The organism is Stackebrandtia albiflava (assembly GCF_007994225.1).
Taxonomy (GTDB): Bacteria; Actinomycetota; Actinomycetes; order Mycobacteriales; family Micromonosporaceae; genus Stackebrandtia; species Stackebrandtia albiflava.
Genome location: NZ_VLLL01000005.1, coordinates 1,138,765 through 1,163,131, shown reverse-complemented (window position 1 = coordinate 1,163,131; position 24,367 = coordinate 1,138,765). Strand labels below are relative to the sequence as shown.

Here is a 24,367-nt window from a genome sequence, read left to right as displayed (position 1 = left end):
GTTCAGGGTGTGATGTTTCCGCCCCAGTTGTCGTGGTGTGGGGTGTGGTGGCCGTCGTCGATCCAGTGGTGGGCGAGGGTGCCGTTGGTGGTGCGGTAGAAGACGTGGTGTTGGCCGGGTGTGGACAGGCCGACGGGGTCGCCGGTGACGGTGTTTTGTGCTCCCCAGTCGTCGACGGCGGGGTTGATGCCGGGCCACCAGTACCAGTGGACGAGGTCGCCTTGGGTGTTGCGGGCGAAGACGTGTTGTTGGTCGCGGTGGACGAGGGCGTGGGGGTCGCCTTCGAAGGTGCCGCCGGGCCAGGTGCCTCCGTTGAGGGTGCCGGAGGCGTCGTCGTAGTAGCGGTGTTGGAGGTGGCCGTCGGTGTCGCGGTAGAAGATGTGGTGTTGGGTGCCGTGGTAGGAGAATCCGGTGATGTCGGAGGCGATGCCGGTGGTGATTCCCCAGTCGTCGACGGCCGGTGCGATGCCGGGCCACCAGTACCAGTGGAGGAGGGCGCCTTCGGCGGTGCGGGCGAAGACGTGTTGTTGGTCGCGGTGGACGAAGGCGTAGGGGTTACCGGTGAAGGTGTGGTCGCTCCAGACGCCGCCGTGGACCTGTCCGGTGGTGGTGTCGTAGTAGCGGTGTTCGAGTTTGTTGTGTGGGTTGCGGAAGAACACGTGTTGTTGGGTGCCGTAGGCGAACCCGGCCGGGTCGGACTTGACCAGGCCGGTGGTGTTCCACGAGTCCAGGCCCGGGGGGTGGGTCCCGGACTGGTACCAGTGGCGCAGGGTGTCGTCGGTGCCACGCGCGAACACGTGCTGCAACCCGTCATGGACATAACCCACCGGAACACCGGTTACCGCGCCACCACCCCAATCGGAACGCACCACACCCGTCCCGGGCGACCACGAGAAATTCGTCAACGACCCCGAAACATCCACCCCGGCGAAACGCTGAGAACCACCGAACACGAACGCCTGACCGCTGACGCCGGAGCCGCCGCAGTTCCGGCTGGTGTGGTGTGAGACGGCGCCGCTGTAGCGCAACGCGACGCCGTCGAGGATGATCGGGTGGTTGGTCCCGTCGGCCTCCTGTTCGAGGTGCAGGTGGGGGCCGGTGGAGTTGCCGGTGCTGCCCACCCGGCCGATCTCCTGCCCCACCTGGACGTACTGCCCGTCGGCGACACTGGTGGTGTGCAGGTGCGCCATCATGCTGGCCCAACCGCCGGTGTGGTGGATGCGGACGTAGTTGCCGTATCCGGCGTGACCGTGGACGACCTCCACGGTGCCCGCGGCGGGGGCCAGGACGGGGGTGTTGAAGTCGGCGCCGCCGGGCAGGCTGAAGTCGAGCGCGTTGAGGACCTCCGACGAGTGGTGGTAGTACTGGCGTTGTTCTCCGCACGGCCACGGTGACCGGAAGTCGGGCCGGGGACCGGCCGCGTCGGCCGGCGTCGCGGACAGCAGGGAGGCCGCGAGGCAGGCCACGACCAGCGTGGCGAGTGAGAGTCCCCTGTGGATAATGGTTCGTCGGGTCACGGCGGTGTCCTTCGGCGGGGGTGCCGCGTCGCCGCTTCCGTGGCGGGTGGAGCGGTCGGGGCGCCTCGGGCGGTCGGAGTGGGGCCGTGGGTGACGGGCGGCTCACCGACGACGGACTTCAACGTATCGACATAAAAGAATGGAGTCAAGGCCGCGCCGTGCGACCTCGACTCCATTCACGCCGTCGGGTGAACCCCGTTGCCGTCGTTAAGGGGCCGACTTCGGTCGGGTTCACTCCAGGTAGCCGTCGTCGATGTAGTCGGCGGGGTCGAAGCCGCTGATGTCCTTGCCGGACACCGCGGCGCCGATCTCGGCGATGTTGGTCAGTCCCTCCTCGGCGATCGACAGGTCCGGGGAGAAGATGTCGTTCTCGGAGATGAAGTCGTAGGCCGCCTGGGCGGCGGTCTCGTCCACGTCGGCGTACTCCTGCAGCACCCGCACCGATTCGGCCTGGTTGGCGGGGTCGGCGAAGAACCGCGCCGCGTCGGCGAGTCCCCTGGTGAAACCGGCGGCGGCCTCGGGGTTCTCCTTCGCCCACGGCCCGTTGACGATCGCGGGCGTCTCCAGCCAGTAGTCGTCGTGCCAACCCAGCAGGTTGGCGCCCGACTCCTCGGCGAGGGTGTCGAACGGCGGGATCAGCAGGGCGCCCTGCACCTGGTCGTTCTGCATGGCCACGACCCGGTCGCTGGAGTTGGCGATGGCGACCGGGGTCAGGCCGGCGGTGTCGACGCCGGCCTCCTGCAGCATGTACAGCATGAGTTCGTAGGTGCCGCCCTCGGTGGCTCCGGCGGTGACCTGGGCGCCGGCCAGGTCGGCGATGTCCTCGACACCGGGCGCCCCGTACAGCCGCAGGGCCGGCTTCTGGATCAACGCGCCGGTGATCTTGATGTCGGCGCCCTCGTCGACGGCCTTGATGACGTTGTCGCCCAGCGCGATTCCGGCGTCGGCGGATCCGGAGGCCACCGCCTGCACCAGGGAGCCGGAGTTCTGGACCTGGATGTCCTCGACCGTGACGCCGTGGTCGTCGTAGAAGCCCTGGTCCTTGGCGATGGCGTGAAGCCACTGCAGGGAGCCGGGGCCGAGGACGGCGACCTGCACCGTGTCGGTGCCGGCGTCGTCGCCACCGCCGCAGGCGGCCAGTGGCAGGGTGACCGCGAGCGCCAGCCCGGCGGTCGCCAGAAGTTTTCGGCGTGTCGTCATGACACCCTCCTTCGGGTCTGGATCGGTTGGGGGTTCAGTGGAGTCCGAGGCTGCCGCGGACCTCGTCCTCGATCAGGGACCAGATGTGGTCGACGACGCGACCGAACTCCGGTGTGCGTTTCAGCGAGAGGTCGCGCGGCCGGGCGAAGTCGACGGGCACGATCTCGCGGACCGTTCCCGGTCGCGCCGACAGGACGACCACCCGGTCGGCGAGGAAGACCGCCTCGTCGATCTGGTGGGTGATGAAGACGACCGTCTTGCGGTCGGCCGACCAGATCCGCAGCAGTTCGGCGGACATGATCTCCCGGGTCTGGGCGTCGAGGGCGGCGAAGGGTTCGTCCAGCAGGAGTACCTGGGGGTCGACCGCGAGCGCCCGCGCGATGTTGACGCGCTGCCGCATCCCGCCGGACAGTTGCCTGGGGTACAGCCGTGCCGCGTCGGCCAGTCCGACGCGTTCCAGTTGGGTGGTGGCGATCTGCCGTGCCCGGGCGCGTTTCATGCCGCCCAGGACGAGCCCGTAGGCGACGTTGTCGACGACCGTCGACCACGGCATCAGGTTGTCGCTCTGGAAGACCATCGCGCGGTCGGGGCTCGGTCCGGTCACCGGTTCACCGCCGGCGGTGATGGTGCCGGTCGTCGGTGTGATGAGTCCGTCCAGTAGCCGCAACAGGGTCGACTTGCCGGAGCCGGACGCGCCCACGACGCAGACGAACTCACCGGGTGAGACGGTGAGGTCGACGTTCTCCAACGCCACCACGGAGTCTCGGCGCGGCGGGTGGAACGTCAGTCCGACACCGTCGACGACGATGCCTCCCGGTCGGGTGAAATCCATCGTCAGTCCTCCTTCCAGGGGGCGATTCGCCGTTCCAGGGCCGTCAGGCCGATCGAGGCGACCAGGCCGACGACGCCGAGCACGACGACGTAGCCGAGCAGCCGGGCCGTCTGGTACGACTGGGCGGCCGCGGCGATCGCGAAGCCGAACCCGGCGACCGCGCCGAAGAACTCCGCGACGATGACGCCGACCAGGGCGCGGGCGAACGCGACCCGGATGCCGCTGATGATGAACGGCACCGAGTGCGGCAGGGTCACGGTGCGCAGCACCTGGAGGCGCCCGGCGCCGTAGGACCGGGCGGTCTCGATGAGGGCCGGTTCGGCGCTGCGGAGCCCGGCGTCGGTGTTGGTGATGACGGGGAAGATCGCCATGAGGATCACCACGGCGACCTTGCTGGCGACTCCGAATCCCAGGCCGGCGGTGAACAGCGGCGCCAGCGCCACGATCGGCAGGGAGTACAGGGCGGTCAGTATCGGGTCGAGGGTCTGGCGGACGGGTTTGCTTCCGGCCAGGACGGCCCCGATGACGAAGCCGCCGACGACCGCCAGCGGGAACGCGATCACCAGTTCGAGCAGGGTGGTGCCCAGGTGGCGCGCGAACTCGCCGGAGGCGATCTCGTCGTAGAGGGCGCCGGCGACCTCGGTCGCGGGCACCAGGAGCAGCCGGTTGTCGATCAGGTACGTCGCCGACACCTGCCACACCACCAGGAACAGGGTGAGTGACAGCAGCAGGCGGGTCACCGACGCGCCTCGGGTGGCGCCGCCCAGCCATGACAGCGGGCTCACCCGGCGAGTGGGGGGGCTCATGTGGTGCTCCGGCGGCGGCTCTGGGTTCCGCCGCCGGGGGCGCCGGTGACGACTCCGTCGTGGAAGACGGTCTTTCCCGCGACCAGTGTCCGCACCGGGAGTCCGGTGTAGGTCTGCCCGGCGTAGGGGGTGTAGCCGATCTTGCTGAGTACCTCGTCGTCGGTGATGGTGGTGGTGCGTTCGGTGTCGACCAGGACGAGGTCGGCGTCGGCGCCGATCGCGATCTCGCCCTTGCCGTCGAGGTGGAAACGGCGGGCGGGGGCGGTCGCGCACAGTTCGACGACGCGTTCGAGCCTCAGTTCACCCCGGTGGGCGGCGTCGAACATCATGCGCGCGTAGAACTGGGTGGAGGGGGTGCCGGTGTGTGCCTTCCAGCCGTCCTCCCAGCCGACCTCCTTCTCCTCACGGGTGTGGGGGGCGTGGTCGGTGGAGATGACGTCGACGGTGCCGTCGCGCAGTCCCTCCCACAGGTGCGGGGTGTGCTGTTCGGGCACCCAGTAGGACAGGGCGTAGGAGCCGAGGCGTTCGATGTTCTCCCACTTGTGTCCCAGGAACAGCGCCCACGGGTTGATCTCGGCGGTGACGTGTTGGCCGCGTGCCTTGGCCCGGCGGATCATGTCGATCGAGCCGGCGGTCTGGACGTGGAGGAGGTGCAGGTGGACACCGGTGGCGGCCTGCATCCGCAGCAGTGTGCCGATCGCGGAGTCCCAGATGAGTCCGTCGTGGGCGGCGTAGGCCTTGGCGTAGGCGAGGGCGTCGCGTTCGCCGCGGTCCCAGAAGCCCTGTTCGATGTGGTCCATGAGGGCCTGGTCGTGGGGGTGGACCATGAGGGGGACGCCCGCGGCGGCGCACGCCTCCATGATCGCGAGCAGTCTGCCGTGGTCGTGGACGCCGATGCCGGGCATGTGGGGGTAGTCGCGGCCGGTGTCGACGACCATGAACACCTTGAACGCGGCGATTCCCCGTCGCGCGAGTTTCGGGATCTCTTCGAGGATCGTCCCGGCGGGGTTGACGTTCCAGTTGACGACGGCGGAGCGTTCGTAGAGCCGGAACATGTCGTCGAGGACGTCGACGGTGTTGGGCGGCGGGTAGACGTTCGGCATGGCGAACGTCGTGGTGACGCCGCCGGCCGCGCAGGCGGCGGTGGCCGACGCGATGTCCTCCTTGTGGGTGAACCCGGGTTCGCGGTGGTGGGAGTGCACGTCGATGAAGCCGGGGACGAGGGTCAGCCCGGCGGCGTCGATGGTCTCGGTGGCGTCGGTGAGCGTTCCGGGGAGCGCCATCGAGGCGATGCGGCCGGTGGCGATGCCTACGTCGGCGTTGACGATTCCGCCGGGGGTGACGACGCGCGCCCCCGTGATCACCGTGTCCATGGTCATGATCACGCTCCTCTGAGTACTCGTGTCGGCCGCGTTTGGCCTGGTGAGAGCGACGCTACGAGGTAAAGATAACGCGTGTGTTACAACTAACCCTGTGAGTGATACGTTTAGCGCATCAGGTGATCTGACTTTCCGTGATCTGCAGACGTTCCTGTCGGTGGCGTCCACCGGGAGCTTCCGCGCCGCGGCGCAACGCATGTACACGTCCCAGCCGGCGATCTCACGGACCATCGCGCGACTCGAACGTGAACTGGGCGCCGGACTGGTCGAACGCGGCCCCCGCGGCGCGCGGTTGACCCCCGCCGGGGCGGCACTGGTCGATCACGCGCACCGCATCGGTTCGCTGCTGGCGACGATGCGCGGCGACATCGCCGGTGGGCGGCGGGCCCGCATCAGGCTCGGCGCGGCGGCCACCGCCGCCGGTTCCTACCTGGCGCCGTTCCTGGCCGAGTGGATCCCGGCACATCCCGAGGTCGGGATAGAGGTCATCGAGGACGGCGCCCTGAAGTTGCGGGAGCGGCTGGCCGACGGTGAGTGCGACCTGGCGATCGTGCCGTTGCCGGTGGGCGAGGAACTGGAGGCGATCCCGTTGGCCCACTTGACGGTGACGGCGTACTTCCCTTCCGGTCACCCGCTCGACACCGGGGCCGAGACCATCACCGTCGACGAGTTGGTGCGGTTCCCGTTGGTGGTCAACGGCACCGGTTTCCTCGCCGGACGGGTGTTCATGCAGGAGTGCGAGGCCAGTGGGTTGTTCCCGCGCATCGTCTACCGTTCCAACGTGGGACAGACCCTGGCGGCGTTGGCGGAGGCCGGACTGGGTGTGGCGGTGTTCGGCGACACCGTCGACATGCGGGGGTTCGACCTGCGCGCCCGCCGGCTCCACGACCGGGAGGGACGGCGGCTGGGGTTCGCCCTGGGGGTCGCCTGGCACCGGCACGACACGCCCGCGTGGATGCGGGACTTCGGGTTCGCGTTGGCGCAGTTCCAGCGGAACAAGGCGGACGGGGTCACGGCCGTGATGCCGCGTCAGGGCGTGGGGCAGGATGGTGGTGACGTGTGAGGAGGACGGTCATGGTCGATGTCACGGTCGAGGTCTCCGGCGGCGCGGCGGTCGCGGCCGACGTGTCCGCGTGGATCGCGCGGATCCCGTCGGCCGCCGAGCTGGGTGTCCGGTTCACCGGGGAGTCGTTGACCGCCACCGTGTCCAGCCCGCCGCAACTGGCGACCCTGGCGATGGCGGTGGCGACGTTCCTGCGTACCCGGCCCGTCGACGCGCGGCCCACGGTCACCGCGACCGCCGTCAACGGCGAGTCCCTGGAGTTGACGACCACGCCCGATCCGAACCGGATCCGCAGCGCCTACATCGCCATGGACCGGCGGCCGGCCCCGGCCCCGGACCCCGGTCCGGACGTCGTCGACGCCGAGATCGTGGAACCTTAGCGGCGGTACGGGTCTCTCAGGTCGTCGGGGTCGGGGCGTCGGGCAGCCACACCGTCCGGTGATGGTCGCGGGCGGCCAGGGCGGCGGGGAGCCGCGCGGCGACGTGGGGCGCCAGTCGCGCCGCGGCCTCCGAGGGCGGCAGGAACGCGATGTCGGACAGTTCGTCCTCCTGCAGGATGACGTCGTCGAGTCCCGGCAGTGTGCCGCAGTCGAACAGGAAGTACACCAGTGGCAGCGGCCGCCGCCCCTCCGGCGGCGCCCAGTCGGCGAGCAGCAACCGCCCGACCGGCAGGTCCAGGCCGATCTCCTCCTTGATCTCGCGTCCGCAACCGGCGCGGGGGGTCTCACCGGTGTCGAGCATCCCGCCGAGGAACGTCCAATGCGGATTGTGGTGGGGCTTGACCATCAGGACCCGGCCGTCGGGGTCCGTGACGAGTGCGCCGGTGGCGGCGAGGTTCACCGACAGACGCGAGTACGGTTCCGGCAGAGTGAAGGCGTCGGTCATGCGGACACGGTATGTCACCCGGTCCGCGGGTCGAGGTGACGGTAGCGGCCGTGCGCGAACACCAGCGGTGGCGCCTGTCCCGCCCGGTGCGCCAGCACCCGTCCGAACAGGACGATGTGGTCGCCGGCGGGTATCCCGGTGCCCTGCAACCGGCACACCAGCCAGGCGCTGACGCCGTCGAGGATCGGTTGTCCCGCCACACCCAACTGCCAACCCACTCCGGCGAAGCGGTCCGGTTCGCCGTCCGCACCGTGCCCCGGTTCGCCGGCGCCATGTCTCCGTTCGCCCGCGCCATGCCTCCGTTCGCCGGCGAACCGCCCCGCGAGGTCCCGTTGGTCTTCCGCCAGTACGTTGACCGCGTAGTGTCCGCTGCGCTGGAATGCGGCGCGGCTGCGTGAGGTCCGTTGTAGACACCACAGCACCATCGGCGGGCGCAGTGACACCGAGGTGAACGAGTTGACGGTCAGGCCCACGGGCGCGCCGGAGGCGTCGGTGGTCGTGACGACGGTGACGCCGGTCGCGAAGTGGCCGAGCACCCGTCGCAGCGCCCGGGACGGATCCGCGCCGGCGGGGGCGGTTACCCCCGCCGGCTCCAGGAGCGTCATGACGTGACCCCCTGTGCGACGAGTTCCCGGCAGCGTCGCAGCCGCTCGGACACGTCGGCGTCACCCGGGGCGACCCGGTCGGCGTGTTCCAGATCCTCCAGCGCGAAACCGGTGCGGCCCAGGTCCATCGCCACCACGGCGCGGTTGAACCGGGCCTCGGGGTTGTCGGGGTCGAGCATCACGGCGGTGTCCAGATCCGCGAGCGCGTCGACGAGTCTGCCGTCCCGGTAGTGGATCTCGGCGCGCCCGGTGAGCGCCGCGACGTGCCCGGGCGACACCCGCAACGCCTCGTCGTAAGAGCGCAGCGCGGCGGCGCCGTCGTCGGCGAGGTGCCCGGCCAGCACGTGCAGTTCGGGGCGTTCGGGATCGCGCCGCAGTCCTTCGGCGACGTCGGCGGCGGCTCCGCCGGTGTCACCGGCCTCCAGGAGCAGTTCGGCCCGGTTGACGTATGCGTCGACGTTGGCGGGGTCGAGCGCGATGGTCTCGGCCAGGTCGGCGAGCGCGCCCGCGGTGTCCCCGGTTCCGGCGCGGGTCACGGCCCGGTTGAAGTACGCCTCCGGGAACGGCGGGGACAACCGGATCGCCTCGTCGTAGTCGGCCAGGGCGTCGTCGTCCCTGCCGAGGCGCCGCAGCAGCGCCGCCCGGTCGAAGTGGTACTCGGGATAGTTGGGGTCCAGCGCGATGACGGTGTCGTAGTCGGTGAGGGCCTCGGCGACCCTGCCCAGGCCCGCCAGCACCTGCGCCCGGTTGTACCGCAGCACCGAACGGTGCAGGCGGTGCCGGTCGGCGTCGAGACCGGTGTCGAGTCGCCGCAGGCCGTCCTCGACCAGGTCGAGCGCCTGCTGGGGGTCGCCGAGGTGGAGTTCGATGAGCGCGAGGCCGTTGCGGTAGAACGCCGAGTGGAACGCCCGCGACGGCGGGTCGGGGTCGAGTGCGGCGAACGCGATGGCCTGGTTGATCCACGCCTTGGCGAGCCGGTCGTCACGGACGTCGGTCTCGTGGTGCCGGGTGTAGAGCATCGCCGTGGCGTAGGCGGCCTGTTGGTGTATGGCGGGGGAGGTGCTGGCGGCGCGGGCCTCGTCGTACAGGCGCTCGGCGTCCTCGGCGCGCGCCAACGCCGCGAGCGAGGTGGTCATCTTCGTGGTGAACGCCCACCACTGTTCGACGTCGCCGTCGGCGTCGACGTACCGGCGGCCGCGTTCGCCCAGATCGACGGTGGCGTCGTAGAAGCCGGCGTCGATGCAGTGGTCCAGTGCCAGCCGCAGCGCGGGGACGGCGTGGGTGACGGGGTCGCCGCCGTGTTCGCGGTGGTAGGGGATGGCGCCGAGTCGCCAGGCGAATCCGGCCGTCTCGAGGTGTTCGGCGCGTGCGTCGTGCCACCGGGCGCGGTCGGCGGGGTCGGCGGCCAGGTACGCCTCGACGAGCCGGGGATCGTCGGCGACCCCGTCGCGGTGGACGTAGGCGGCGGGGTCGACGTCCTCGTCCAGTGTGGATTCGATGGCGTCGACGCGGTGGGCGTGGCGGTGCAGTGCCTCGGGCAGCGTCTCGGGCATCGGCGTGACGGGTTCGCCGAGTTCGTCGAGGCCGGTGCAGACCACGAGCCGGACGCGCTCCGGGTCGAGCCGGCGTAGCAAGACCGCGAGGAGCTCGGCGTCGGTGGGGTCCGCGTGGTGGGCGTCGCGGACGACGAGGCTGACCGGCCCGTCCTGGGGGCGGTCGCGCAGTAGCGCGGTCATGCCGTGTGCGAGCCGCAGTGTCCGCAGCCGCGAGTAGAAACGGGTGCGTTCGGCGGGGACGGCGAGGGAGGTCAGGGTCTCCTTCGTGGCCTCGACGTGGTCGCGCAGTTCGGGGGCCAGGGTGAGGAGGGTGACCTCGTGCAGCCGGACCAGGTCCGGCGCGGTGGCCAGCAGTCCCGGGGTGAGTTCGCGGGCCAGCTCACCGCCGAAGGTGTACGGGCCGCGAAGCCTGCGGTGCGCGCTCAGCGGGGCCGCGGTCAGCGGTCGCGGGAGGTCCAGGCCGTCGAGGGCGGCGGGGAGGTCCTCCCGGCGGGGGAGTCGCAGCCACAGGTGGGTGGTTCCGGTCATGGTCGCCTGCTTTCTCTGGATCCGGTGTGTGAGCGCGGTGGGCGGCGCCCCGGGGGCTTGCGGCTAGGTGTGGGCCGCCGCGGTGCGGGTCCGGCGGCGTTGCCGCAGCGCCAGGACTCCCGCGATGACGAACTGGCCGAAGACGAGTAGCGCGACGACGAGGCTGTCGACGACGACCGCCAGGGGCGCCTGTTCCCGTATCCGGTCGACGACCTCGACCACGACGTGGACGAGGCTGGGGATCACGACGTAGCCGAGGCTGAACAGCAGGGCCACGTATCCGAGCGGCAGCAGCCACGAGTACCAGCGGGCCGCCCGGCGGTCGGCCTCACCGACGGGGACGGCGTCGGGCACCGGCCGCCGCAGCAACCGCAGGACGCGCCGCTTGAGGAGATCACGGGAGGCGGTGTGCAGGTTGGTGCAGCCCAGCACGGTGACGACGAGGTAGTACAGGTCGGTGCGCAGGAAGAAGTAGCACTGCCACAGCATCCGCAGCAGATTGGTCAGTGCGATCGCCAGGCAGGCGCCGGCGACGACGCCGCCCACGGCCGCGGCGGTCAGCACCAGCACCGCGGTGGCCACGGCGTCGGCGAGCACTCCGGCCAGGATCGGCAGGTAGCGTGACCGGCGTGGGACGGACACCAGTCCGTCCATGGAGGTCTCGAAGACGATGAAGTAGAGGCGGCGGCTGATCCGCAGCCGGGAGTTCAGGCCGATGCGGCGTCCGGCGAGGGCGTGCGCGGCCTCGTGCAGCAGCAGGAACGGGAACTGTCCCACGAACAGGGTCAGCATGACCACGACCAGCGAGGGCGTGTAGAAGGCGTGGGCGTACTGCGGCACGAACTCGGGGCGGACGACCCAGACGACGCACATGGCGGCGACGAGGACGGCGTAACCGGCCATCGCCCAGCGGGAGAACACCACGGCGCCCAGGCGTCGCCACCGCACGGCGGGTGGCGGGGCGGCGGTGGCGGCGTCGGCGGCGATGAAGTCGAGTTCGGCCAGGGTCGCCAGGAAGTCGGCCATGTCGACGGTGTCGCCGTATTCGCGGTGGTACCAGTCGGCCGCCTGGTGGGGGGTGTCGCCGGCGGCGAGGCGACGGATCAGGGCGGCACCGTCGGCGGGGAGGTGGATGTAGGTGTCGTTGTCGGGGCGGCCGACGGTGACCTCGTCGCCCTCGTCGAGGAAGGTGAGGTGGTGGAGGGTGACCGGCCGGTCGAGGACGGCCGGGTCGGCGGTGGTCATGGCGGTCTCCCACGGTGTGGCGGATGGGCGGGCGGTGCCACCCGGCGGCGCGTGGAGCCGCCGGGTGGTGTCACCGTTCCGCCGTCGGGCGGGGCGGTCGTCAGAGCTGCATCGCGGGTGGCGAGACGGGGCCCCCACCGCCGCAGCCGCCGGCGTACAGCGGTTGCGCGGCGCTGGTGAGGCGCACGGTCTCGGTGCGGCGCACCATGATCTTCTTCATCGGATTCACCTCCGTAGTTCTGTTGTGGACGGTGTCGCGCGCGTTCCGGTACCCTCGTCTGGACGAGGTGTCGACGTGTCGGGCGTCGCGGTGTGCACCGTGCCCGGCCCGCCGTGCGTGTCGTCGCGGGCGACGTGAACAGTCGCCGCCGGGCGGTCGCCGGGTGGTGTGGTCTCACCACCCGGCGACCGGCCGGGCGCCGTCTACTTCAGGACGGGCACCGTGTCGCAGCCGCCGGCGTACAGCGGTTGGGCGGCGCTGGTGAGGCGCACGGTCTCGGTCTTGCGGACCTGGATCTTCTTCATGACGGGTCACCTCCTCGCCGGTGTCGGATGACGCGTGATCGCCTACGGCCTACTTGAGAGGCACGCTGCCGCAGCCGCCGGCGTACAGCGGTTGGGCGGCGCTGGTGAGGCGGACGCTCTCGGTCTTGCGGACCTGGATCTTCTTCATGACGGGTCACCTCCTCGGGGGTGTCGGACGTCAGGCGGCCGGTCAGGCCAGGACGGGCACACTGCCGCCGCCGCCGCAGCCGCCGGCGTACAGCGGTTGCGCGGCGCTGGTGAGGCGCACGGTCTCGGTCTTGCGGACCTGGATCTTCTTCATGACGGGTCACCTCCTCGCCGGTGTCGGATGACGCGTGATCGCCTACGGCCTACTTGAGAGGCACGCTGCCGCAGCCGCCGGCGTACAGCGGTTGGGCGGCGCTGGTGAGGCGCACGGTCTCGGTCTTGCGGACCTGGATCTTCTTCATGACGGGTCACCTCCTCGCCGGTGTCGGATGACGCGTGATCGCCTACGGCCTACTTGAGAGGCACGCTGCCGCAGCCGCCGACGTAGAGCGGCTGGGCGGCGCTGGTGAGGCGGACGGTCTCGGTCTTGCGGACCTGGATCTTCTTCACGGCTTCTCCTCGGCTGGAACGTTCCTGTGTCGCCGCGTCGGGGTGGAGAGAGGTGACGCGGCGTGTCACAAGTGTCGGCGGCGTCGTCCTCGATCGGTCCTCGCCGCTGTCTCGTGCCGATCGCATTCAGTGATCGGAATGGCTGGACGGTTGCCGAAGACCGGTCCGATCGACCGACGTGCAAAACGGTTGCCGCCCGGTAGAAAGGAGAAGCCGTGACGTCGCCGCCCCCGAGCGTCACCATCCGGAGTCCCCGGCCGCGATGTCGTGTCCCACCTCGGCGTCGCGGTGATCCCACGCCGCACGTGACGAACTGAGGTAGCACAATGGATTTTCGCGTCCTTGGCAATGTGGAGGTCTCCGAAGCCTCGGGAGCGCCGGTGTCGTTGCCCGGCAAACGGGTGCGCGCGTTGCTGGCGGTTTTACTGCTCGACGCGGGAAGGACCGTCCCGGTGAGCCGGATCGCGGACGCGTTGTGGGAGCAGCCGCCCATCACGGCCGTCCGGCAGGTGCAGCACTGCGTGTCGCTGCTGCGGAAGGCGTTGCAGGGCAGTGGTACCGGGTTGCTGACCGAGGCGTCGGGATACCGGTTGCTGACGGCACCCGAGGACACGGTGGACGTCATCGTCTTCGAGGACCTCGTGGCGCGGGCCCGGCGGTCGATGCCGGACCGGCCCGGTGAGGCCGTCGACCTGTGGCGGAGTGCGCTGGCGTTGTGGCGGGGGAACGCCCTGGCCGACGTGTGCCACGCCGAGCTGGTGCATCGGGCGGCCTATCTGGACGAACAGCGGGTCGTGGCGACGGAGGAGTGCCTCGCCGCGCAACTGGAACTGGGACGGCACCGTGAGGCGATCGCCGAGCTGACGTCGCTGACGTCGGGGTTCCCGTTGCGGGAACGTCCGACCGAGTTGCTGATCCGGGCGCTGCGGGCCTGTGGCCGCCGCATCGAGGCGCTGGACGTCTACCAGGCGTTCCGCGGCCGGTTGAACGAGGAGTTGGGGCTGGACCCGGGGGAGCGGTTGAACCGGTTGCACCGGGAACTGCTGCGGGGCGACGACACCGGCGGCGAGGTCCGTACCGCCGCGCCGGTGGCGTTGCCCGCGATGCCCGCTCCGGCGGAGCTGCCGGGCGATCTGGCGAGCTTCACCGGCAGGCAGCCGGTGCTGCGTGAACTGACCAAGCACGTCGAGGACGCGGGCGGGACCGTCGCGGTGGTGCACGGCATCGCCGGCTGCGGCAAGACCACGCTGGCGGTGCGGTTCGCGCATTCGGTGGCCGACCGGTTCCCCGACGGCGCGTTGTACGTGAACCTGCGGGCCCACGGTCCCTCCCCGGCGTTGCAACCGTTCGCCGCGTTGTCACAGTTGATGCGCAGTCTCGGGGTCGCCCCGGGGCTGCAGCCGCAGGACACCGACGAACTGGCCGGAAGGTTCCGCAGCACGGTGGCGGGCAGGCGGTTGCTGATCCTGCTGGACGACGCGGCCGACGCCGAGCAGGTGTTGCCGTTGCTGCCGGGCACGCCGGGGTGCCTGGTGTTGATCACCTCGCGCGCCGAGCTGCCGGGGCTCGCCGGCCGCACCGACGCGCTCTCGGTCCCGTTGGGGCCGTTCGAACCGTGGGAGTCGGTGTCGCTGCTGCGGACCTTCGTCGACGGGGGCAGGCTGGGCGACGAGGCGACGTTGCGGCGGGTGGCGGGGTTGTGCAGCGGCCTGCCGGTGGCGCTTCGGCTGGTGGGCGAACGGCTGCGCCGAGACCGGCGGTTGACGACGACGGTGTTGGCCACGGAGTTGGCGGGCCCGGACCGGTTGGACCGGTTGCGGCTGCCGGGTGACCCGGGGATCCGGTCGGCGTTCGACGCCTCCTACCGGGCGTTGCCGGAGCGGTTGCGTTCGTTGTGGCGGATCCTCGCGGTGGCACCGGTGGAGACCGTGAACGTCCACACCGCGGCCCGGCTGGCCGATTGGCCCGAGCCGCAGGCCGACGCGGCGTTGGAACGGTTGGCGACGGCGCATCTGCTGGAGGTCACCGACACCGGTGTGTACCGGTTCCACGTGCTGTTGCGCATGTTCGCGATCGAACGCGCCGATGTGGAGGATCCGGTGGAGTCGCGGGAGGCGGCGGCGCGGCGGCTGCTGGACTGGTACGTGTCCCGTGTGGACGCCGCGTATCAGACGCTCAGCCCGGAGTTCCCGCCGATCCGGCGACCGGTGGAGCGGTCGCGGTTGTTCGCCACCAAACCGGCGGCCATGGGCTGGCTGCACGAGGAGTCGGCGAATCTGGTCGAATGTGGAAGGTACGCCGAACGTCGGGGGCTGCCGCACTGCTGGCAGTTGACCGTGGGGATGACGAACTGGTGGGTGAGTCGGGGCAGCCGCCCCGACTGGGTGCGGTCGCTGGGCGCGGTCCTGGCGATGGCGCAGCGCATCGGTGACCGCGAGGGGCAGTGGCGCGTCAACCACGGCCTGGGCCTGGCGCACTACCTGGCGGGCAACTTCGTGGCCTCACGCACCCACTTCCGTAAGGCCATCTCGTTGACGCAGTTGCTCGGCCGGGCACGGGACGGGCTGTGGAGCCATTCGATCCTGGCGGAACTGGAGCTGGAGCACGGCCGGTACGCCGACGCCTCGCACACGCTCCACCGGGCGATCGCGATGTTGCCGAACAACCGGCGGTTGCCGAGGCTGGAGGCGACCCTCCACCGGAATCTGGGCTACCTCCGTCTGAAGACGGGTCGTGCGGCGGAGGCCCTGGAGCCGCTGCGCAAGGCCAACGTCCTGTTGTCGGGGATCAGCGCCGACGTCTGCCGTTCCTATGTGGAGTTGGCCTTGGGTGAGGCGCATCAGGCCCTGGGGCGGCCGGTGCTGGCCAACCGGCACCTGCGTCAGGGCCTGCGACTGCTGGAGAACGACCACAACCGCAGGCTCCGGGGCCACGCGCACCTGCGATTGGGGGCGTTCCTGCTGGAACACGGCGACCCCGCCGAGGCCAGGACGCACCTGGAGGTGCTGCTGGAGCAACCGGAACTGGTCAACGCAGAGGACGTCGCCGAGGCGCGCAAACTGCTGGCCCGGTCGGCGGACCCACCGGGTTGAGCCGGTCAGTGCCGCACCGCCCGGTCCATCCGGTCGCGGACGGCGGACACGTGGTCACGCAACTCGGCCGGTTCGTGGATCACGAAGTCCACGTCCAGGTAGAGGAGCCACGTCAACAGGTCCTCCAGCCGGTCGGCGCCGGTGTGCAGGACGCAACCGCGGTCGTCGACCGCCTCCACCGCGCCCCATCGTTGCGGCACCCGGGCCGCGATCTCCTGCGCCGGGGCCGCCAGGGCGATGCGGGCCTGGAACCGTGCGTTGCGCCAGGCGTCGAAGTCCCCGATGTCGAACTCCGGTACGTCCCGGGCGTCGAAGCCGGGACCGGTCTGGGTGCGGGGGATCATCCGGTCGACCCGGAAGTTGCGCCAGTCCTGCCGGTCGACGTCCCAGGCCATCAGGTACCACCGGTATCCGGTGTGGACGAGACGGTGCGGTTCGACGTTACGGACACTGGCGGTGCCGTCGTGGGACCGGTACTCGAACCGCAGGCGCTGCCGGTCACGGGCGGCGGTGGCGATCACGGTCAGGTGCGTCGCGTCGACCGGCGTGTCGCTGCGCGCGGTGGACATCGTCACGGCCTGAAGGGTGTTCACCCGGCGCCGCAACCGTGACGGCAACACCTGTTCCAGTTTGGCCAACGCCCGTACCGAGCTCTCCTCGATGCCGGTGATGGAGCCGCCGGCGGCGGTGCGCAACCCGAGTGCGACCGCCACGGCCTCCTCGTCGTCGAGCAGCAGCGGCGGCATCTTCGCGCCGGCACCCAGTTGGTAGCCGCCCGCCACGCCGGGCGCCGCGTGAACCGGGTAGCCCAGCGCCCGGAGCTTGGCGACGTCGCGGCGGACGGTGCGCACGTCCACCTCCAGGCGGGTGGCCAGGTCACCGCCCGACCATTCCCGGTGTGCCTGCAGCAGGGACAGCAGTTTGAGGAGTCGCGCGGAGGTGGGAAGCATGCCTCCGAGCATGCCAGGCATCGAGGACACCCGCCGTCCGCGATCCGGCCGGGCGGGCGGATCGCGGTGGCCGCGGTGGTGTGACGGTCCTCATGCCGGTTCGCCGAAGACGGCGGCGCAGGTCATGCCGGGGGCGCGAAATCCGCGAACCCGGGGGTGACATCGAGGACCGGAACCGTCCGCAATCGTCCGTAGCGTCTCCGGTGTGCCAGTGAGGCACGACAGACCACACCGACAGGAGACACAGTGGCGATCCTCGAAGCCCCCGCCGAACCCCTCACCCGCGACGACACGGCGGGACGACACACGCCCGCCCCCTACCGGTGGCGATGGGCCGCCCTCGGCGTCGTCATGGCAGGAAGCGCCATGGAACTACTCGACTCCAGTGTCACCGGTGTCGCCGGACCCACCATGCAGGCCGAACTCGGCGGCGGCGCGGCCGTCATCCAGTGGCTCACCGCGGCCTACACCCTGGCGATGGTCGGCGGTCTCCTGCTGGGCGCCCGGCTCGGCGACATCCTGGGCCGCCGCCGGATGTTCCTGTGGGGCGCGGCCGGTTTCACCGCCGCCTCCCTGCTGGTCGCGGTGAGCCAGTCGGCGGACACCGCCGTGGCCGCGCGGGTCCTGCAGGGCCTGTGCGGTGCCGCGATGGTGCCGCAGGTGTTCGCGCTCATCAAGGCGATGTTCCCGCCGCACGAGACGCAGAAGGCGTTCGGCCTGGCCGGCCCGATCATGGGTGTGGCCGCGATCGGGGGACCGAGCCTGGCCGGATGGCTCATCGACCTGGACGCCTTCGGAACCGGGTGGCGGTCCATCTTCCTGATCAACCTGCCCATCGGCGTCGCCATCGTGCTGCTGGCCGCCCGATTGCTGCCCCGCGACCGGGGCACCACGGGAGGACGCCTCGACCTGACCGGTGCGCTGCTGGCCTCCACCGCCGGCGTGACCCTGATCTACCCGCTGGTGCAGGGCAGGGAGGCCGGCTGGCCACTGTGGTCGTTCCTGATGATGGCCGTCTCGCTCGCGCTGTTCGCCGGATTCGCCGTCCACCAGGTCCGCAAGTCGCGTCGCGGCGGTGACGTCCTGGTCGTGCCGAGCCTGTTCCGTAAACGCGCGTTCAACGGCGGCCTCGTCCTCGGTGTCCTCCTGATGGCCGCCATGGCCGGGCTGGGATTCGTCATGACCCTCCACCTCCAGGTCGGCCTCGCGTTCAGCCCGATCGCGGCCGCCGCCGCGATGATCCCGTTCGCCGTGGCGATGGGAGGGACGATGGCGTTCCTCGACCGGCTCGCCAGGTACGGCCGCGCGACGCTGCTGGCCGGAGCCCTGATCAACGCCGCCGGGATCGTCGTGCTCATGGTGACCGTCGGTACCGCCGGCACCGGACTGGCCTGGTACCAGTTGACTCCCGGCCTCGTGCTGGCCGGTGTCGGGTCGGCGCTGTTCATGGGCAGATACTTCGACTCGGTGATGCAGGCGGTGTCGGTGACCGAGATCGGTTCGGCGGCGGGAACCCTGTCGGCGGTCCAGCAGTTGGGTGCCTCGTTCGGAGTGGCGGTGCTGGGCAGCGTCTTCTTCGGCACCTTCACCGGCGACGCGGACGGCCTCATGGCGGCGACGATGCTGAGTCTGGGCGCGACCGTGGTGATCCTGTTGGCCGGGTTCGCGGCCGGATTCACCCTCCCCCGGCGGCAGCCCACCGCGTGACGGCAGGGGCGGTGACCGACACCGGTCACCGCCCCACCGCCGTCCCCACCCCGACCCCGATACCCGAGGATGTGAACATGCAGACGACGCTGAGCCGCCGCGCCCTGAACCGGGCGCTGCTCGACCGGCAGGGACTGCTGCGCAGGACCCGCACCACGCCGCAACGGATGACCGCGCGCCTACTCGGATTGCAGGCCCAACTCGGCGACCCGCCCTACTACCAGTTGTGGACCAGGATCGAGGGGTTCCGGCAGGCGGAACTGACCTCGGCGCTGCGCGACCGGTCGGTGGTGCGGGTGGTGCTGATGCGCGGCACCATCCACCTCATCGGGGCCGAGGACTGCATGCCGCTGCGGGCGCTCATCCAGCCGTTCCTGACCCGGACACTGTTCAACGGCAGCCAGAACGGTCGCAAGATCGTCGGAGTGGACCCCGGGGAACTCGCGCAGGCCGGGCGAGACCTGTTGGCGGACGGCCCGCTGCACAACGACGAGATCGCCGAGCGGCTCGCCGCCCGGTTCCCCGGTTACGAGGGGAACTCGCTGGCGTACGGGCTGCGGTGTCTCATCCCGCTGGTGCAGGTGCCGCCGCGCGGCGTGTGGGGCGAGGGCGGTGGCCTGCGGTACGCGTGGGCGGCGCAGTGGTTGGACCGTCCCGAGGAGTCCGAGCCACCCGCGACCGAACTGCTGCTGCGGTACCTGGCGGCCTTCGGCCCGGCGAGCGTGGCGGACTTCCAGAGATGGTCCTCCCTGACCCGCACCCGGGAACTGTTCACCCGGCTGGGAGACCGGTTGACGGTGTACCGCGACCCCGACGGCCGCGAACTCTTCGACGTGGCGGGCACCGCGCTGCCCGACCCGGACACGCCGGTACCGGTGACGCTGGTGGGGCCGTTCGACAACCTGCTGCTCAGCCACGCCGACAAGAGCCGCGTCATGGGCAAGGCGGAGGAGAAACGGGCGTTCGGTCCCAACGCGGTCATCCGCGGCACGTACCTCGTGGACGGCCGGGTGGCCGGGGCGTGGCGGGCCGACCGGAGCCGTGACCTCACCCGGCTGTGGGTCGAACCGTTCGCGGAGTTGACGAGTGGCGGCACCGACGAACTCGTGGCCCGCCTCGAGGAGCTGGCCCGGTTCGCCGCGCCCGAGTCGGAGACCCGCATCGAGTTCCACTGAGCCCTCCGCGGTCACCTCGGTGCGACGCCCCGGCCGGGGCGCAGGGGAGTCGGTCGACAAGGCCATGCCGATCCTGCGGCTGACGGGCACCGACGCGGTGTCCATCGTGGGCATGGGCCTGCCGACCGGCGAACCGCCGAGCCCGCCCGGCGACCGCCGGTGACCCGGATTGGCTACCATCGGCTGCCATGGCGGCAGGTGGCGCGGACAAGACACCGGTTCTGCTACCCATCCTGGCCGGGGTGGTGCTGGCGGTCGGCGGATGGACGGCGATGAACTTCCGTGGCGGCATGCAGGGCGCGGACCTGTCGGACCGCGCGCACGCCACCGCCATGGTCGAACACTGCGAGGAGGTCGGCCCGCTCGGACTGTCCGGCGTGGGCTACTGGTGGCGGTGCGACGTCACCATCGAGACCGAGTCCGGTGACCGCTACGACCAGGTGATGGGCGGTTCCCACTTCACCCCGGACGACGTGGGCGGCAGCTTCCCGATGGTCAACGCCGGACGGTTCTCCGACAGTTGGACGCGCGCCGACGTCCCCGAGAACGGTTGGGCCACACTGGCGACCGGCGTGGGACTGGTCGGTGGCGCGATCCTGCTGGTGTTCGGGTTCCGGGGCCTGCTGCGCAGCGGCCGCTGACCCGGCCCGGCGCGTCCTTCGCCCGGATCCTCGCCGCCGCACCGTGAGTCGGGTCGCCGGTAGGCTGCCGGAATGACGGTGGTGGCGCTGGCGGAGATCGTGGAACGGTTCCCGGTCGGGCGGTCGGTGATCGAGGTCCGGGCCACCGGCGGCAGGCCGGGTTTTCCGACGTGGCGGCTCACCACCGACGAGGGCACGTACTTCGTCAAACGGCTGGGCCACCGGGACGACCGGACCGCCGACGGCATGCGGTTCGAGTTGGCGGCCCACCGCGCCGGGATCCCCATGCCCGCACCGGTACTCCCGTTCGACACCGCGATGGTGACGGCCGCGCCGGTCGGTGACCTCGGACCGGTCACCGTTCACGAGTGGGTGGAGGCGGCGACCGGTCCGGCACCCGACCTGAGTGGATGGTTGGGTGGTGTTCTGGCCGCCGTGCACCGGATCCGGCCGGTGGAGACCGCCACACCGGCACCGCTGTGGTACGGCACGGCCGACCGCGACAGGTGGACCGTGTGGCTGGAGCGGGGCCGTCGTGCCGGGCGGCCGTGGGCGGGTCCGCTGGCCGAGCGGCTTCCGTTGCTGTGGGGGGTCATGGACGACGTGGAGGCCGCGTTCGCCCGGTTCGGCCCCTACGCGGTCAGCCACCCCGACGTGGAACCGTGGAACGTCGTCGTCACCGCCGAGGGGCCGCTCCTGGTGGACTGGGACCAGTCCGGCCCCGACAGCGCGCCGCTCGTCCTGGCGCACGGGGCGTTGAACTTCGCGATGGCCGGCGGAAGGCCCGACCCGGAACGGATCGTCCGCACGGTGAGGGCGTACCGTGCCGCCGGCGGACCGGCCCTGCCACCCGGACCGGGTCTCCTCGCCCGCCGGATGGGCCTCATGCTGGGCCGTCTCACGGATCGGTTGACCGCCGACACCGACCCCGCCCCCGGCCACGATCCCGCCGTGGGCGAGACCGCCGCCGAACGGCTGCACCGCCTGCCGGAGTTCACGGCGGCACTGTCCCGTTGGGAGCGGTTGTTCCCCAGGGACTGATCAGCCGGTCACCGTGGCGATCACCCGGTGCGGATCCTTCGACTCCGATTCGGACGCCGCCCACTTCCCGGCCTCCGCCCGCCACGTCGTGCCGTCGTACTCCACGGTGGTCACGCCGTGGCCGTGGGAGTGCGCGACCAGCCAGGCCGCGTACCGCCAGCCGTCCTGCGGGGTGTTGACCGGCACCGACAGCTTCGCGCCGTCCTCGGTGTAGATGGTGTCCTCACCCCAGTCGTGGCGAAGCGACTGCGACAACGCCGCCACGGTCGCCGACCGGGTCTCACCGTCCTCGACGGCCCGGCAGCTCAACGCCCCGTCGGCGCTGCCGGTGTAGGCCGACACCATGATCTGCGAGTCGTCGGCCCACTGCTCGTACTCCTCCGGGTAGGCGCTGCGCTGCACCGCCTGCGCCGCGTCGGTCACCCGCATGTCCTCCCAGCCGGGCACCCGTTCCAGGTGGTCGTAGAACACCTCGGCCGCGTACCGGGGATCCATGATCTGCTCCTCGGTACCCCACCCCTGACTCGGCCGCTGCTGGAACAGCCCCAGCGAATCCCGGTCGCCGTAGTCGATGTTGTGCAGTTTGGACTCCTGCCAGGCCGTCGCCAACGCCACGACCAGGCCCCGGTCGGAGATGCCCCGGCGCAGACCGACCGCGGTGACCGTCGCCGCGTTCGCGGCCTGTTCCTCGTCGAGGTTGACCGACTGTTCACCGACGGTGATCGTGCAGTCCCTCTGGTACGAGCCGAAATCCGAGAAGTCACCACAGCCGGCCGTCAGGGCCGCCGTAGTGGCGAGCACCCCGGCGGTGACAAGTACGTGGCGAACCCGCATACGCCGTCCTCTCGATTGGTTGCCGCAGACCGACTTCGATAGTACGCACCGGCGGCGAACCCCTCGGGCACGCAGGGTCACCGACTGTGGACGCCTCGGCGTCGTCGCAGTTCGGCGGCCCGGCGGACGCGACAGGTCACGTCACGGCAGCCAGGCGGGATCCCGCTTCTCGGCATACGCCGCGACACCCTCCCGGCCCTCCTCGGACAGGAAGTACTCCGCGGACAGCTTCGCCAGCCCCGACAGTTCCGTGCGGATGTCGTCCCGTCCGGCGCGCAGTAGGCGTTTCGCGCCCGCGAGCGCACCGGGAGCACCCCGGACCAGGTCCTCGGCGTAACCGGCGACGGCGATGTCGACGTCCACGGCGGGGACCGCGCGGGTCACCAGGCCGATCGACTCGGCCCGGCGGCCGTCGAACACCGCCCCGGTCAGGTAGAACTCCGCGGCGTCACGCGGACGCAACCTCGGAAGCACCGTCGCCGAGATCACGGCCGGGACGACCCCGATGCGCACCTCGGTGAACGCGAACGTGGCCTCCGCCGCGCACACCGCGATGTCGGCGGCCGCGATCAGCCCCAGGCCGCCCGCCCGGGCCGGTCCCGCGACCCGCGCCACGACCGGTTTGTCGAACTCCCACATCGCGGCGAGCACGTCGGTCAGCAGCGCCGCCGGGACCTCACCGGCCTCCCGGGCGGCGGCGGTCTCCTTCAGGTCGGCGCCGGAGCAGAACACCCGCCCCGCGTGGCTCAACACCACGACCCTCACCAGCGGGTCCTCCGCGGCGGCGGAGAACCGGTCCAGGAGCTGCCGCATCAACGGTGTGGACAGGGCGTTGCGGTTGGCGTCGCTGTTCAGCGTCACGGTGGCCACACCCCGGTCCACGGTGTATGTGACCAACTCGTCTGGGTTGTCCTCTTGCATGGGACGTACCGTAATACCCGTGCCTTCCGCTTTGCCAGACGGTGAACCCGCTCCCGACGACGGCCGGTTGCCCGAGTCGGCACTGGCCGGGGCCGGAGAGCGCGGTTTCGGTGTCTATGTGCACGTTCCGTTCTGCGCGTCCCGCTGCGGGTACTGCGACTTCAACACCTACACGGCCGCCGAGCTGGGCGGCGGTGTCACCCGCGACGACTACGCGGCCCTGGTCGGCCGGGAGATCGCCCTGGCCCGGCGTGTCGTGGGCGGCGCCGTCCCGAAGGTGTCGACGGTGTTCTTCGGCGGAGGTACGCCCACCCTGTTGACGCCGGAGGCGTTGTCGGGCGTCGTCGCCGAGATCGACGCCGCGTTCGGACTCGCCCCCGACGCCGAGATCACCACCGAGGCCAACCCCGAGTCGGTCGATCCGGACTATCTGCGCCGGCTGCGCGCCGGCGGGTTCAACCGGGTGTCACTGGGGATGCAGTCCACGGCGCCGGGCGTCCTGGCGACCCTCGACCGCCGCCACACCCCGGGTAGGGCGTTGGAAGCGGTGGCCGAGGCACGGGACGCCGGATTCGACCACGTCAACCTCGACCTCATCTACGGGACCCCCGGCGAACGGCCCGAGGACTTCGCCGCGAGCCTCCACGCCGCCGTCGGCACCGGCGTGGATCACGTGTCGGCGTACTCCCTCATCGTGGAGGACGGCACGGCCCTCGCGGCGAAGGTCCGGCGCGGTGACCTGCCCCGGCCCAGCGACGACGTCGCCGCCGACCGCTACCTGATGGCGGAGGAGGTCCTGTCGGCGGCGGGCCTGACCTGGTACGAGGTGTCGAACTGGGCGCGCGACGACGCGGCACGGTGCCGCCACAACCTGCTGTACTGGACCGGCGGCGACTGGTGGGGTTTCGGCCCGGGTGCGCATAGTCACATCGCAGGCGTGCGCTGGTGGAACGTCAAGCATCCGTCGCGTTACGGTGAGCGACTGGCACAGGGGCTGTCCCCGGCGCAAGGTCGCGAGATCCTCACGGCGGACCAACGATATGTGGAAGATCTGCTGTTGAGGTCGCGACTGGCCGACGGAATGCCGGTAACGTCGCTACAGGGCCGTGGCCCGGCCGCCGCCACGCGGTTGGCCGCCGACGGCCTTCTGGACACCGGCGCCCTGTCCAGCGGCCTACTCCGGCTGACTCTGCGCGGTCGGTTGCTGGCCGACGCGGTGGTGCGGGACCTCCTGGACTGACCGCGGCCCCCGCCCCTGCGACACCCCC

General features: G+C 71.0%; 21 protein-coding genes. 9 read left to right on the top strand and 12 right to left on the bottom strand.

What is annotated here, in order from left to right:
* Positions 1 to 2: 2 nt before the first annotated feature.
* From LX16_RS27880 to LX16_RS06115, 5 genes are all read right to left on the bottom strand, one after another.
* Complete coding sequence (locus tag LX16_RS27880) at positions 3 to 1,517, bottom strand: peptidoglycan DD-metalloendopeptidase family protein (RefSeq protein WP_211354306.1); 1,515 nt, start codon at positions 1,515 to 1,517, stop codon at positions 3 to 5.
* A 231-nt stretch (positions 1,518 to 1,748) separates the two neighbouring features.
* The gene (locus tag LX16_RS06130) at positions 1,749 to 2,717 is read right to left on the bottom strand and encodes an ABC transporter substrate-binding protein (protein WP_147134370.1); all 969 of its coding nucleotides are present in this window, start codon (positions 2,715 to 2,717) and stop codon (positions 1,749 to 1,751) included.
* Positions 2,718 to 2,751: 34 nt separating this feature from the next.
* Positions 2,752 to 3,549, bottom strand: a complete 798-nt coding sequence (locus LX16_RS06125) for an ABC transporter ATP-binding protein (RefSeq protein ID WP_147134367.1) — start codon at positions 3,547 to 3,549, stop codon at positions 2,752 to 2,754.
* Between the two features lie 2 nt (positions 3,550 to 3,551).
* On the bottom strand, positions 3,552 to 4,355 hold the full coding sequence (locus LX16_RS06120; RefSeq protein WP_147134364.1) for an ABC transporter permease: 804 nt from the start codon (positions 4,353 to 4,355) through the stop codon (positions 3,552 to 3,554).
* A complete protein-coding gene (locus LX16_RS06115; protein WP_211354417.1) occupies positions 4,352 to 5,734 on the bottom strand; it encodes a dihydroorotase in 1,383 nt (460 codons plus the stop codon). Before LX16_RS06115 ends, LX16_RS06120 begins: the two co-directional genes overlap by 4 nt.
* A 94-nt stretch (positions 5,735 to 5,828) precedes the next feature.
* On the opposite strand from LX16_RS06115, the gene LX16_RS06110 reads away from it, so the two are divergent.
* A complete protein-coding gene (locus LX16_RS06110; RefSeq protein ID WP_158645501.1) occupies positions 5,829 to 6,797 on the top strand; it encodes a LysR family transcriptional regulator in 969 nt (322 codons plus the stop codon).
* Positions 6,798 to 6,808: 11 nt separating this feature from the next.
* Positions 6,809 to 7,177, top strand: a complete 369-nt coding sequence (locus LX16_RS06105; protein ID WP_147134358.1) for an effector-associated constant component EACC1 — start codon at positions 6,809 to 6,811, stop codon at positions 7,175 to 7,177.
* 16 nt (positions 7,178 to 7,193) lie between these two features.
* Here LX16_RS06105 and LX16_RS06100 read toward each other — a convergent pair whose 3' ends face one another.
* From LX16_RS06100 to LX16_RS06085, 4 genes are all read right to left on the bottom strand, one after another.
* Complete coding sequence (locus LX16_RS06100) at positions 7,194 to 7,682, bottom strand: NUDIX domain-containing protein (protein WP_147134355.1); 489 nt, start codon at positions 7,680 to 7,682, stop codon at positions 7,194 to 7,196.
* A 14-nt stretch (positions 7,683 to 7,696) separates the two neighbouring features.
* Complete coding sequence (locus LX16_RS06095; RefSeq protein WP_147134351.1) at positions 7,697 to 8,287, bottom strand: flavin reductase family protein; 591 nt, start codon at positions 8,285 to 8,287, stop codon at positions 7,697 to 7,699.
* Positions 8,284 to 10,371, bottom strand: a complete 2,088-nt coding sequence (locus LX16_RS06090; RefSeq protein ID WP_147134348.1) for a tetratricopeptide repeat protein — start codon at positions 10,369 to 10,371, stop codon at positions 8,284 to 8,286. Before LX16_RS06090 ends, LX16_RS06095 begins: the two co-directional genes overlap by 4 nt.
* Before the next feature lie 63 nt (positions 10,372 to 10,434).
* Positions 10,435 to 11,616 (bottom strand): hypothetical protein, encoded by a 1,182-nt coding sequence (locus LX16_RS06085; RefSeq protein ID WP_147134345.1) that lies wholly within the window; start codon positions 11,614 to 11,616, stop codon positions 10,435 to 10,437.
* 1,448 nt (positions 11,617 to 13,064) lie between these two features.
* Here LX16_RS06085 and LX16_RS06080 point away from each other — a divergent pair.
* Complete coding sequence (locus tag LX16_RS06080; RefSeq protein ID WP_147134342.1) at positions 13,065 to 15,830, top strand: AfsR/SARP family transcriptional regulator; 2,766 nt, start codon at positions 13,065 to 13,067, stop codon at positions 15,828 to 15,830.
* A gap of 5 nt (positions 15,831 to 15,835) precedes the next feature.
* Here LX16_RS06080 and LX16_RS06075 read toward each other — a convergent pair whose 3' ends face one another.
* Positions 15,836 to 16,780 (bottom strand): helix-turn-helix transcriptional regulator, encoded by a 945-nt coding sequence (locus LX16_RS06075; RefSeq protein ID WP_147134339.1) that lies wholly within the window; start codon positions 16,778 to 16,780, stop codon positions 15,836 to 15,838.
* Positions 16,781 to 17,026: 246 nt separating this feature from the next.
* Between LX16_RS06075 and LX16_RS06070 the strand changes: the two genes are divergently transcribed.
* From LX16_RS06070 to LX16_RS06055, 5 genes are all read left to right on the top strand, one after another.
* Positions 17,027 to 18,487 (top strand): MFS transporter, encoded by a 1,461-nt coding sequence (locus LX16_RS06070; RefSeq protein WP_244615692.1) that lies wholly within the window; start codon positions 17,027 to 17,029, stop codon positions 18,485 to 18,487.
* 77 nt (positions 18,488 to 18,564) lie between these two features.
* Entirely contained in the window at positions 18,565 to 19,662 is a 1,098-nt protein-coding gene (locus LX16_RS06065; RefSeq protein ID WP_147134335.1) for a winged helix DNA-binding domain-containing protein, read from the top strand.
* Between the two features lie 19 nt (positions 19,663 to 19,681).
* Positions 19,682 to 19,825: a hypothetical protein gene (locus tag LX16_RS26505; RefSeq protein WP_158645500.1), complete on the top strand. Its 144-nt coding sequence runs from the start codon at positions 19,682 to 19,684 to the stop codon at positions 19,823 to 19,825.
* Positions 19,826 to 19,850: 25 nt separating this feature from the next.
* Positions 19,851 to 20,303 (top strand): DUF6346 domain-containing protein, encoded by a 453-nt coding sequence (locus tag LX16_RS06060; protein ID WP_147134331.1) that lies wholly within the window; start codon positions 19,851 to 19,853, stop codon positions 20,301 to 20,303.
* 72 nt (positions 20,304 to 20,375) lie between these two features.
* Complete coding sequence (locus LX16_RS06055; RefSeq protein ID WP_147134328.1) at positions 20,376 to 21,344, top strand: phosphotransferase; 969 nt, start codon at positions 20,376 to 20,378, stop codon at positions 21,342 to 21,344.
* On the opposite strand, the gene LX16_RS06050 is transcribed toward LX16_RS06055, so the two are convergent.
* Both LX16_RS06050 and LX16_RS06045 read right to left on the bottom strand, forming a co-directional pair.
* Positions 21,345 to 22,178, bottom strand: a complete 834-nt coding sequence (locus tag LX16_RS06050) for a hypothetical protein (protein ID WP_147134326.1) — start codon at positions 22,176 to 22,178, stop codon at positions 21,345 to 21,347.
* Positions 22,179 to 22,319: 141 nt separating this feature from the next.
* Positions 22,320 to 23,099 (bottom strand): enoyl-CoA hydratase-related protein, encoded by a 780-nt coding sequence (locus LX16_RS06045; protein WP_147134323.1) that lies wholly within the window; start codon positions 23,097 to 23,099, stop codon positions 22,320 to 22,322.
* A 19-nt stretch (positions 23,100 to 23,118) separates the two neighbouring features.
* On the opposite strand from LX16_RS06045, the gene hemW reads away from it, so the two are divergent.
* Positions 23,119 to 24,339, top strand: coding sequence for a radical SAM family heme chaperone HemW (hemW, locus tag LX16_RS06040; protein WP_211354305.1), 1,221 nt, complete (start codon positions 23,119 to 23,121; stop codon positions 24,337 to 24,339).
* The last annotated feature ends 28 nt before the right edge of the window (positions 24,340 to 24,367 follow it).